Genomic DNA, 12,003 nt, shown 5'->3' on the forward strand with positions numbered 1-12,003 from the left:
CTTCAAGGCATGAACTCAGAAATGGCGTTGCCTGAAATCAATCGGCCAGCTTGCCAGGTATTACAGAGTAAGATTAGAGCTCTGTCATGAATGTGCCAACCGGTTTTATTGGTAGATACTTGGCATAAAATGCTGCGTATGCTGCTTCCGGGTTTAGGTCACTGAATACGTCTGGATACAAGATTTTTGCATAGAACTGAATTAAGGCTCCATCAATGATGGTACGGGAAGCACCGTGGTAAGCTGCGTACATACGATTATTCTTTACTGCAGAAATTGAAGACCAACCGATACGGTTTTTAAATCCTGCTAATCGCTCTTTTGCCAATGCAGACTCTACGCCTTCCCCCATGAGCATTGCGTCATCTGCACTGCCAGATTCATAGCCCGTCATTACAATCACATCTGGGTTTGCAGCAATGATTTGTTCTGGGTTTAATTTGCCCCACCATTCTACAAATGGAGACGAGATGTTGTCACCCCCTGCCATTGTTGCGATAGCGCCCCACATGTTTTTACCAAACGTATAACCAACTTCATCAACACCAGAAGCGCCGAATTCGGTGTAAATTTTTGGCTTATCTAGGTTTGCTTTGGCTAATCGCTCGCCGATCATCTCAATATTTTGTTTATATTCATTGGCAATGATCTCGGCACGCTCTTGCTGACCAGTGATCTCACCAATTAGCTTAGTAGTCTGAACATGACGTTCAACGGTTTGCGCATTGTAATCTACGACAACAACGGCAATACCGGCATTCTTCATACGTTCAACGTCTGATGTCAGAGCTTTGAATTGCCAATCCGCAAGCATCACAACGTCTGGATTCAGACTGATTACCTTCTCCATAGAAAAAGCGTTAGTATCTACGCGACCAATTTCTGGAATATCATCAAGCGATGGTCGATGGGTCACATACGCTTTCCAGCTCGCTGAGCGTGCCTGCCAAATGTACTTTGACATACCTACCACGTTGTCATAGGCCGCTTCTGTGCCGATGGCCATGTAGTCTTCAGGGTAGAACCCCACAACAACTCGCTGAGCTGGCGAATCAAACGTCACCTCACGTCCAAGCACATCGGTTACGGTTGTCACTTCGGCAAATGACAGTGTGCTAATACATGTAGCAGCAAGTGTCAGTATATATTTCAGCATCAACAAGGTTCCTTTTAGATTCAATGTGTGAGACGGCTCCAGATCCGCCTGTGGAGGAGTATATTAATTGTTTTGTTAATGATAATGCAACTAACTATCATTAATGATATTATCGCGCCCCTACCGCGAGTCCTTAGCCCGCCGTGTATCAACAATAAACAAAAACAAACTAGGTAATATGGCGTGCAATCCGAAGTATTAGAACAGCTCATCCAGCAACAGAGAAAAAGTGAAAAACGTCGATTTTTGGTTATCGGTGCTTTCTGTGTACTTATTCTGGCCACCTTTATTCTGGACATTATGACAGGTCCGTCTTTGCTCGATGCGACGAAAGTACTTCACTCTCTGTTCGAGTTCATCGGTTTGCCATACCAAGTCGAGCCGTCTACACAAATTATTGTGACCGAACTAAGACTGCCAATTGCAATAATGGCTATTGTTGTTGGTGGTGCTCTTGGTATGGGAGGAGCAGAGATGCAAACTTTGCTCAATAACACGATGGCGAGCCCTTATACGTTAGGTATGGCGGCCGCGGCTGGTTTTGGCGCAGCAATCACTCTGTATATGGGCTCATTCGGGTTAAGCAGCTACTACGCTGTTCCGCTGGGCGCATTTTTATGTTGTATGTTGTCTGCATGCTTTCTATTCTCGTTAGCGTCTACTCGTCATATTAGTTCCGGGCAACTAATTCTGGCTGGTATCGCCCTTTTGTTCTTGTTTCAATCGCTATTATCTCTGGTTCAGTTTGTTTCTTCGCCCGAACTTAGCCAACAGATTCTGTTCTGGTTGTTCGGTAGCCTGACAAAAGCAACTTGGAACACCGTCGCGGTTACGGCTGCTGTTGTTCTTATTGGCGGCGTGTTGTTGCTGAAGGATGCATGGAAGTTGACTGCACTTCGTTTAGGTGAAGAGCGTGCCAAAAGTGTGGGCGTAAATATCACTCGCTTACGCTTCAAAACTTTATTTATTGTCGCGCTTATCACGGCCACGGTGACTAGCTTTGTAGGAATCATCGGCTTTGTTGGCATTGTTGCACCAAATATGGCGAAATCTATGGTGGGCGAAGATCAGCGATTCTATTTACCACTTTCTTTCTTGATTGGAGCTTTCCTGCTTTCTAGCGCATCTGTGCTGTCAAAAACTATTGTTCCGGGCGCACTGTTTCCTATCGGTATCGTAACGGCAATCATTGGTGTGCCGTTCTTCTTCTGGCTGATCTTGGCGAAGAGAGGTTAATCATGTTAGTCGCGAACAAAGTAAACATTAACATTGACACATTAACGCTTGCTAATAACTTTAGCTTCACGCTGGAGCCTGGTCAGGTTACTGCTGTTTTAGGGCCAAATGGCGCTGGTAAAAGCACCTTACTTAAGGCCATTTTTGGTGATGTGAATATGACAAGTGGCTCGGTTTCTCATTACGATGACGAACTCGATACTAAGTTTCTATCATCATGGCGCGCCAAGTTGGGTTACATGCCTCAAGATATTGGTTTACAAGTGAGCTTGAGTGTCATCGAAGTCGTGCTAATGGGGAGATTAGATAGCTTAAGTTTACGCATCGATGACAAGCTTCTTGGTGAAGGGTTACAGATACTCAATAGTATCGGCATGGCGGATTTGGCAAACCGTAATGTGAGTTCTCTCAGCGGCGGTCAACGCCAAATGATCCTTTTCGCTCAAGCGATTATGCGAAATCCTGAGATTATGCTGCTGGATGAACCTGTTAGTGCTTTAGACCTACATCATCAACATGTATTACTCAATCACCTTGTTACCCAAACTCGCGCGAAAAATTATGTGAGTATAATGGTATTGCATGATCTCAACCTTGCTGCTCAATATGCCGATAACCTATTAGTGATAAAGCAGGGTGAATTAGTTAGTGTTGGCTCACCAAAAGACGTCTTGACGACAGAGTTAGTCAAAGATATTTATCAAGTTGAAGCGAAAGTCCATCACGACGAAGACGGCGTCCCATTCATAAGAACCATGAAAGCCAGTTAGTGAAGCTCAGCACTCTGAAATTGATTAAATTTCACTAGATAGACGTCTCTCAAAAGTTATCTAGTCATACTTATGAATATGCGGTGTGTGCAATATACAGCAACGTATTAGCGTCCTAGCCCATTCGTTAACCCCGCATCACCATACAGCTGATGACTCTTTATTTTTTATAACGTAACCTTGGTTAACTTACTCTCTGTTTCCAGCGTAGTGACGGTATTCAAACACCTGACCTTTTTCATTAAACGCATAAACAGAATACTCGTCTTTCTTATCGCCATACTCCATGCCTGGCGAACCTATTGGCATACCTGGAACCGCTAAGCCAATCGCATTGCGTGGTGGGTTTTCTAAAAAGGCTTTCACGTCCTCTGCTGGAATGTGCCCTTCAAATACGTAACCGTCGATCTCTGCCGTATGGCAAGAAGCCAACTCTGGCGTTACTCCTAACTTCTGTTTTATTGGATTCATATCATCGTGGAGTTTCTCTGTCACATCGAACCTAGCATCTCGCATATGTTCAGTCCATTCTGTACAGCAGCCGCAGTAGGGAGATTTATGGTTTAGAACATCAGTCGCGAGAGCCTGTCCTGAAATTGCAGCGAGTGCTGTAAGAGTCATAATTTTACGAATCATGGTTAACCTCATGAATATGGTTTTTGTTGATATTAGAATGTGTGGGTTTAAACAATCTCAGCCTGTTGGCATTGCTTACTACAGTAATTGACGACATCGCCATCGCAGCGCCTGCAACGACAGGGCTAAGCAGAAATCCGAAAAATGGGTAGAGCACACCGGCTGCGATAGGAATACCAAGTGAGTTATAGATGAAGGCACCAAACAGGTTTTGCTTCATGTTTCTCACGGTCGCTTGGGACAACTCGATCGCATTGCTTACTGATAATGGCGATGAGTTGAGTAGCGTCATTTGCGCACTTTCAATCGCGACATCACTGCCACTGCCCATTGCGATTCCTATATCTGCTTGAGCAAGAGCGGGTGCATCGTTAATGCCGTCTCCGACCATGGCAACACTCTTATATTGCTGTTGCAGCTGAACAATATGTTGAGCTTTCTGCTCTGGAAGCACTTCCGAGATAACCTCATCAATACCGACGTCTTTACCTATTGCTTGAGCCACAGAGTCGTTGTCACCCGTTAATAGCACAGTGTGAATTCCGGCGGATTTTAGTTGAGCAATGGCTTGTTTGCTATCTATTTTTAATGCGTCTGAAATGCCAAATATGCCTTCCAGTTTTTGATCGATTACAACGAAGATGGGTGTCCATGCTTGTGTACGACAAAGCTCGATAAAATCCGCGCCAATTTCTGTATTGATACTTAACTGGGTTAGGTACTTAAGCGAGCCAACTTGCACGTTCTTGCCGTTAATTGTTGCTTGAACCCCAAGCCCTCGTTGGTTTTCAAATTCACTGTGTGGGAGTGCTGATACTTCCAAGTTCTCGGCATACTGGCAAACGGCTTTGGCAAGAGGGTGTTCTGAACCGACTTCAACCGAATAGGCGTAAGCCAGTAACTCTTGCTCCGTTAGATTAGGGTAAAAGGCCTGTTGAACGCTTGGTTTGCCTTGGGTCAATGTGCCTGTTTTATCAAACACAACAGCATCGATTTTGCTGGCTGATTGCAACACATCAGCGTCTTTAATAAGAACGCCAAACTCAGCGGCTTTACCTACGCCGACAGTAATCGAAAGCGGTGTGGCTAGGCCTAAGGCACATGGACAGGCGATAATCAGTACTGTGGTTGATACCACTAACATGTAACTGGCGCTTGGTTGTGGACCTACAAAAAACCAAATTAAGGCGGCAACAGCTGCTATTGCGACCACAACCGGAACGAAAACGGCAGAGATAGAGTCTGCAAGCTTGGCGATTGCTGGTTTACTGCTTTGTGCTTGGCGAACCATTTGAATGATTCGAGCCAACATGGTGCTTGAGCCTATGCCGGTCGCTTCAATGATCAGGCTGCCATCACCATTAATGGTGCCCGAAGAAACGCCATCATTAATTGATTTAACGTTGGGTAGTGGTTCACCGGTCAGCATCGACTCATCGATATAAGATTCACCTGAAACTACGACACCATCAACCGGCACTTTCTCTCCGGGTTTTACTCTTACTTGCATGCCGACCTGAATGGCTTCTACGGCGATGGTTTGTTCTTTGCCATCGACAATAACTACCGCTTTTTGTGGCTGTAAGTTAATCAGTGCCTGCAAAGATTTCGTAGTACGAGCTTTGGCTTTGGCTTCGATGTAGTGCCCTAACGAGATAAGGCCGACAATCATCGCGCTCGCCTCAAAGTAGACATGGCGCGATGGTTCTGGGAACCATGATGGAATCAGCACAACCAGCATTGAATAGAACCATGCCGCGCCCGTACCTAGAGCAACCAAGGTATCCATGGTCGCGCGTTTATGCATCAGTGACTGCCAAGCATTAGTGAAGAAGCTACGACCTGAAGTAGCAAGCAGTATCAAACAAACGACACCAACCAAGCCCCAAGCCAGTTGATCGTTAAATGTGGCAATGGTCATGCTGCCACCGAACACGCCCCATGCCATCAGCGGAGCACCGATCACCAATGTACTTACTGAATTTCTAAGGAAGGCTTGTTGAGTACGAAGTTGTTGCTCTTGTTGCTTTTGTTGTTGTGTTGTCGCATCATCTACAAACTCGGCGCCATAACCTGCGGCTTTAACGGATTCTATTAGATCGTTTTCGATGATGTCTCTTGTTTGAGAGGTGAAAACCAAGGCTGTCTGTTCAGCGAGGTTGATTTGCGCTTGGTCGACAAACTCATTCTTTTTCAGCGCTTTCTCTACCGAAGAGACACAACTCGCACACGTCATACCTTCAAGAATAAGGTGATAGGTATATTGGCTAGCTGTGGTTTTATCTTCAGTATCTTCAATCTTTTTATCTGCTTGTTCGTTTTCTGAATCTGAATTAGATAAAAGGTTATCGGCTTCAGAGTAGGGAGCTGCCTGATAACCCACACTTTCGATCAGCTCAATAAGCTCTGATTCTTCAAGTAGAGTAACCAACGATAATTCATCTTTGGTGACTTCTATATTTGAGGCTTGCTCGGTTTGTTGAAGCGCTTGAGTCAGTTTGTTCACGCACTTACCGCAGCTAAGACCAGATAGCGAAAGGTGCAGTTTATTGCCTATGCTATAACCAAGCGTCGCAAGTTGTTCGTTGAGTTGAACGTAACTAGAAGGAGTCGAAATATCGATGTAGGTCGGCGATATATCATTGATCGTCGTATTGTCGAGAACGCCAAACAGTGTACGAACTTTCTTCGCACAACCCATGCAATTTAGGCCGTTGAGCGCGGCTGTGTAATGCTTCATATCGATACTCCAATTCTCATCTACGTCTAACATAAACCTTCCCGTAAGGGTAAGGTCAAACATAAATTAAAGAATTTAATATTTGTTAGAATATTGAGTGGTGGAATGGATGAGGTTTATCGCGAGCGTGGCGAGAATTTACCTTTTAGATCATATGACATGTGCTTATGCTATTGGTTTTCTCCTTCTACGATAGCTTTCGTACAAGATCAGCACATTAATCATTCACTACTGATTGTAGATTTAAGCGGTGGTGATAAAATAGCGCCCAAAATTTAGTGATATTTGTATGTTACAGGCTTTGTAATGGCGATCACTAAAAGAATCACCTACATAATCAAGGTATTTAAATGACGGTTAAAACTCGTTTTGCTCCTAGCCCAACTGGCTATCTTCACGTTGGTGGTGCACGTACTGCACTTTACTCTTGGCTATTCGCTAAGAACCAAGGTGGTGAATTCGTTCTACGTATCGAAGACACGGACCTTGAGCGTAACTCTCAAGAAGCGGTTGATGCAATTCTAGAAGGCATGCAATGGATGGGTATGGAATGGGATGAAGGCCCTTACTACCAATCTAAGCGTTTTGACCGTTACAACGAAATGGTTGATAAGCTGCTTGCTGAAGACAAAGCATTCAAATGTTATGCATCTAAAGAGACACTAGACGAAATTCGTGCAGAGCAAGAAGAAAACAAAGAAATGGCTCGTTACGATGCGAACCACCCTAAAATTGTTGCAGCAAACGAAGCAGCAAAAGAAGGTGATGCATGCGTTATCCGTTTCCGTAACCCTAAAGAAGGCAGCGTAGTATTTGATGACCAAATCCGTGGTCGCATTGAAATCGCGAACAGCCAACTTGATGACCTAATCATTCGTCGTACAGACGGTGCTCCTACTTACAACTTCGTAGTGGTAGTGGATGACTGGGACATGGGTATTACTCACGTTGTTCGTGGTGAAGACCACATCAACAACACACCTCGTCAAATCAACATCTATGAAGCACTAGGCGCGCCAGTTCCAACGTTCGCTCACTGTGCAATGATTCTTGGTGATGACGGTGCGAAACTTTCTAAGCGTCACGGTGCTGTTTCTGTAATGCAATACCGCGACGAAGGTTACCTACCCAATGCACTGAACAACTACTTAGTTCGTTTAGGTTGGTCTCACGGTGACCAAGAGATCTTCTCTCAAGAAGAGATGATTGAATTCTTTAGCCTAAAAGCAATCAGCAAGTCTGCATCTGCATTCAACACTGACAAGCTACTTTGGTTGAACAACCACTACATCAAGACTTCTGAACCTGAGTACGTTGCTAAATACCTGCAATGGCACCTAGATGCACAGAAGATCGATACAACAAGCGGCCCAGCTATCACTGAAGTGATCAAGCTAGTTGGCGAGCGTTGTAACACGCTTATCGAACTTGCTGAGCAATCTCGTTACTTCTACGAAGATTTCTCTGAGTTTGAAGCTGGCGCAGCGAAGAAGCACCTACGTGGTGTAGCTAAAGGTCCACTAGAGCTTGCTCTTGCTAAGGTTGAAGCTCTTGAAGAGTTCACGACAGCAAACATCAAAGACGGTGTGATTGCAGCAGTATGTGAAGAGCTAGAGATCGGCATGGGTAAAATCGGTATGCCACTTCGCGTAGCAGTAACAGGCGGCGGTCAGTCTCCTTCTGTTGATGCAGTGATGGAGCTTGTTGGTAAAGAGCGCGTAATCGCTCGCATCAAGATGGCTCTTGAGTTCATCGCTGAGCGTGAAGCTAACGCTTAATTGAGCGATTGCTAGAATCAAAAAAGGGTCAGTAACTTGGTTACTGACCCTTTTTATTTGTCTCGAGTTTTAGCTAATAAATAAGCTTAAATCTTTTTGAAGATGATTGAGGTGTTGATTCCGCCAAAAGCGAAGTTGTTGCTCATCAGGTATTCAACATCTAATTCACGACCTGAGCCTGTGATGTAATCAAGTTTGCCGCAGCGTTCGTCGATATTTTCAAGATTCAATGTTGGGTTGAACCAACCTGAATGCATCATCTCTAGGCTTAACCAAGCTTCAATCGCACCACACGCACCAAGCGTATGACCAAAGTAGCTTTTCAATGAACTGATTGGCACTTCGCCGAAAATGTTCGCGGTAGCGTTACTTTCCGCAATATCGCCTTTTTCAGTCGCCGTTCCGTGCGCAGAAACATAGCCAATTTTCTCAGCTGGAAGTTGCGCATCTTTCAGTACTTTTTCCATACAGATTTGCATGGTTTCCATTTGAGGTTGGGTCACATGAGCAGCATCGCAGTTGCTGGCAAAACCAATGATCTCAGCGTAGATCTTCGCACCACGAGCCACGGCATGTTCATACTCTTCAAGAACAAGCGTACCTGCGCCTTCACCGATGACAAGGCCATCGCGCCCACTGTCGTAAGGGCTAGGAGATTTTTTTGGTGTGTCGTTTTTTAAACTGGTAGCAAAAAGGGTATCGAAAACGGCAGACTCAGTTGGGCATAGCTCTTCACCACCACCGGCAACCATCACGGTTTGGTAGCCGTGCTTAATCGCTTCATAGGCATAACCAATCGCTTGGCTTCCTGAAGTACACGCACTGCTGGTGGGAATCACGCGGCCGCGCAAACCGAAGAACAGACCCACATTGACCGCAGCGGTGTGTGGCATCATTTGAACGTAAGTGGTTGCGGTAATCGCACGTGTCGACTTCTCGTTCAGCATCACGCCAAACGCACCAACGGCATCAGTACTGCCGGTTGAAGAACCGTAAGCAATACCGGTTTCACCATTGGTTAAAATATCGTGGCCGATCAGCCCTGCTTGCTCCAATGCATTCTCAGTAGCAACCGTTGCTAGGCGTGATACACGCCCCATGCCACGAACCTGTTTACGCTTATAGTGTTTTGGTAATTGGAAATCATCAATAGGTGCAGCAAGCTTGGTGTTGAGGCCATCGTACTGCTCAAAGCTTGGCATATATTGAGTGGCATTTTCACAGGCTTTTAGTTTTGGTTCGATGTGCTGCCAATCATTACCAAAGGCAGTAACACCAGACATGCCAGTTACAACAACGCGGCGGGTCATACTAAGCCTCCATTGACTGAAATCACTTGGCGAGTAACGTAGCCTGCAATATCAGACATTAGGTAACTCACTAGTCCTGCGACTTCTTCTGGCTCACCCATACGGCGCAGTGGTACTTGAGGAAGCGCATGATCTTTCACGTGCTCGTCAACCATGCCGGTATCAATTAATCCTGGAGCGACACAGTTTACCGTGATCTTGCGTTTCGCTAGCTCTAGAGCCAGAGATTTAGTCGCACCAATCACGCCGGCTTTTGCTGCCGCATAGTTGGTTTGACCGCGGTTACCCATGATGCCCGATACAGAAGCCAGAGTAACGATGCGACCGCCTTTGCGTTTCTGAACCATTGGCATCACACAGGGGTGAAGCACGTTGTAGAAGCTATCAAGGTTGGTATGGATAACACCATCCCATTCTTCTTCAGTCATAGCTGGGAAGGCAGTGTCACGAGTAATCCCCGCATTGTTCACCACACCATAGTAAGCGCCGTGCTCAGCAATATCTGACTCAAGCGTTTCGCGACACTCGCTGCGGTTGCTGATATCAAATTGGATCAGACGCCCCGTGCCACCCATTTCGGTTATCGACTTTAGCGTCTCTTCAGCACCTTGCTTGTCACCCATGTAATGAACGGCGATTTCAAATCCGTCTTTTGCAAGTTGAATTGCGATCGCTTTACCAATGCCTTTACTGGCACCAGTGACTAAAACCTGACGGGTCATGATGGGCTCCTAGTTTTCATTTCTTGTAATTTTTGTTCGGTCGGAACGTAGACGTTGAGTTGGCATTGAGCCACTAATTTGCCTTGGTCTTCAACTCTGGCAGTAAACACGGCCATGCCATTGTCTTCCATTAGTTGCTCGGCGTAGATATCAAGGGTCTGACCTTGAGTAAACTCATCACACAGTGACTTGTAACGGCGAGAACCCAGTAAGAAACCGATTGGGGGAGTGGTGCCGGTTTTCAGTGCATGGTATCCAGACCATGCCGCCACAGACTGCGCCATAAATTCGATACCCACAAAAGCCGGTACGGTTTGAGATTCAGCATTAAAGAACAGATTATGAGCTCCAATATCGACCTGACAGTGAATCGACAACGCCTCTACGCTGATAGCACGATCGATTAATATCATCGGATCATCGTGTGGAAGAAGTTGCTCTACAGAAGGGATATCAGTCATTTACTACACCAAAGATCAGGCTAATGTTGTTGCCACCAAAAGCGAACGAGTTGCTTAAGATGTTCTTTACTTTAAGTTTCTGGGTACAGTTTACCAAATCAATCTCAATATCTTCAGCTTTATCCTGACATTTTTGTAAGGGAAGCGGTAAGTCATATTTTAAAATATGCCATGCAATTGCCGCCTCAATCGCACTTGCAGCTCCTAGAGTATGCCCGGTAAGCGGCTTGGTTGAGCTAACGGGAACCTTGTTTGCAAAAATACGATGGATGGCTTTGCTTTCCATTGAATCATTGAGTGGCGTTGCGGTGCCATGGGCATTGATATAACCGATGTCCTCTGCTTGTAACTGTGCAGAATCTAACGCTTTTCTCATCGCTTGCTCGGCGCCGTTGCCTTCTGGATGAGGAGCTGAAATATGGTGTGCGTCAGAGCTGTCACCGCAGCCTAATAAGGCAATGCTCGACATGTCTTGTGCTGCATTAACACCGGCTAACTTTGTTTTGCTGAGCAACATAAATGCCGCCGCTTCGCCGATATTGATACCATCACGAGAGGCGCTAAACGGCTTACAATGTTTGGTCGAAAGTGCTTCAAGACCATGAAAACCATTGAGCGTCAGCTTACATAAGGTGTCCACACCACCGACTAATACAGCATCAGCCATTCCAGAATCTAACAAACGTTGAGCGGTAAGAAAAACACGGCCGCTTGATGAGCATGCGGTCGAGATCGCGTAGCTTGGCCCGGTTAATGAGCAGTATTGGCTAACGAACTCGGAAGTGTTCCCTAGCTCTTGTTTTGAGTAGTGGTAATGATCGGGAAAAGAACCATGGCCGAGTTTGTGCTTAAAAGCAGCCTCACCGTCCGAAATTCCCGAAGTACTGGTGCCGATAACCACTGCAATTCTATCTGCGCCAAATTGTGATTTTGCTTGCTCGATAGAATCTTTAATTTGATTAAGAGCCGACAGTGCCAGTTGATTGTTGCGAGTGGCGTATTGTGTAAGATCTGAAGGAATCGGTGGCAGTTCATCCGCGATTTGACCAACGACAGTATGTTTACCATCGTTCAGCATATCGCTGACTTCAATCATGTTTGATTCGCGCGTATCTTTGAGGCAGCCATGAATGTCAGCAACGCTTGAGCCTAATGCGGAGTGGAAACCACAGTCTTGGATATAAATAGGCATAG

At 45.6% G+C, this 12,003-nt stretch carries 10 protein-coding genes; 3 read left to right on the top strand and 7 right to left on the bottom strand.

The window, feature by feature from the left end; genetic code table 11:
- Positions 1-73: 73 nt before the first annotated feature.
- Positions 74-1,156, bottom strand: a complete 1,083-nt coding sequence (locus tag WR49_RS18360; protein ID WP_046224971.1) for an ABC transporter substrate-binding protein — start codon at positions 1,154-1,156, stop codon at positions 74-76.
- Between the two features lie 183 nt (positions 1,157-1,339).
- Between WR49_RS18360 and WR49_RS18365 the strand changes: the two genes are divergently transcribed.
- Positions 1,340-2,392, top strand: coding sequence for a FecCD family ABC transporter permease (locus WR49_RS18365; protein WP_046224972.1), 1,053 nt, complete (start codon positions 1,340-1,342; stop codon positions 2,390-2,392).
- 2 nt (positions 2,393-2,394) lie between these two features.
- Positions 2,395-3,162: an ABC transporter ATP-binding protein gene (locus WR49_RS18370; RefSeq protein WP_046224973.1), complete on the top strand. Its 768-nt coding sequence runs from the start codon at positions 2,395-2,397 to the stop codon at positions 3,160-3,162.
- Positions 3,163-3,351: 189 nt separating this feature from the next.
- Here the strand turns inward: WR49_RS18370 and WR49_RS18375 are convergent, their stop codons facing one another.
- Both WR49_RS18375 and WR49_RS18380 read right to left on the bottom strand, forming a co-directional pair.
- The gene (locus WR49_RS18375) at positions 3,352-3,798 is read right to left on the bottom strand and encodes a DUF411 domain-containing protein (protein ID WP_046224974.1); all 447 of its coding nucleotides are present in this window, start codon (positions 3,796-3,798) and stop codon (positions 3,352-3,354) included.
- Positions 3,788-6,601: a heavy metal translocating P-type ATPase gene (locus WR49_RS18380; protein ID WP_082082798.1), complete on the bottom strand. Its 2,814-nt coding sequence runs from the start codon at positions 6,599-6,601 to the stop codon at positions 3,788-3,790. Before WR49_RS18380 ends, WR49_RS18375 begins: the two co-directional genes overlap by 11 nt.
- Positions 6,602-6,888: 287 nt before the next feature.
- Between WR49_RS18380 and gltX the strand changes: the two genes are divergently transcribed.
- Positions 6,889-8,316: a glutamate--tRNA ligase gene (gltX, locus tag WR49_RS18385; protein ID WP_046224976.1), complete on the top strand. Its 1,428-nt coding sequence runs from the start codon at positions 6,889-6,891 to the stop codon at positions 8,314-8,316.
- A gap of 86 nt (positions 8,317-8,402) precedes the next feature.
- Here gltX and WR49_RS18390 read toward each other — a convergent pair whose 3' ends face one another.
- Genes WR49_RS18390 through WR49_RS18405 form a run of 4 tightly spaced genes read right to left on the bottom strand, consistent with a single transcriptional unit; the run spans position 8,403 to position 12,001 of the window.
- A complete protein-coding gene (locus tag WR49_RS18390; protein ID WP_046224977.1) occupies positions 8,403-9,626 on the bottom strand; it encodes a beta-ketoacyl-ACP synthase in 1,224 nt (407 codons plus the stop codon).
- Entirely contained in the window at positions 9,623-10,348 is a 726-nt protein-coding gene (locus WR49_RS18395; protein ID WP_046224978.1) for a 3-ketoacyl-ACP reductase FabG2, read from the bottom strand. The genes WR49_RS18390 and WR49_RS18395 overlap by 4 nt, the downstream gene beginning before the upstream one ends.
- Positions 10,345-10,809, bottom strand: a complete 465-nt coding sequence (locus WR49_RS18400) for a hotdog family protein (RefSeq protein ID WP_046224979.1) — start codon at positions 10,807-10,809, stop codon at positions 10,345-10,347. Before WR49_RS18400 ends, WR49_RS18395 begins: the two co-directional genes overlap by 4 nt.
- Positions 10,802-12,001: a beta-ketoacyl-[acyl-carrier-protein] synthase family protein gene (locus tag WR49_RS18405; protein ID WP_046224980.1), complete on the bottom strand. Its 1,200-nt coding sequence runs from the start codon at positions 11,999-12,001 to the stop codon at positions 10,802-10,804. The genes WR49_RS18400 and WR49_RS18405 overlap by 8 nt, the downstream gene beginning before the upstream one ends.
- Positions 12,002-12,003 lie beyond the last annotated feature (2 nt).

It is taken from the genome of Vibrio sp. ECSMB14106 (assembly GCF_000972265.1).
Lineage (GTDB): Bacteria > Pseudomonadota > Gammaproteobacteria > Enterobacterales > Vibrionaceae > Vibrio > Vibrio kanaloae.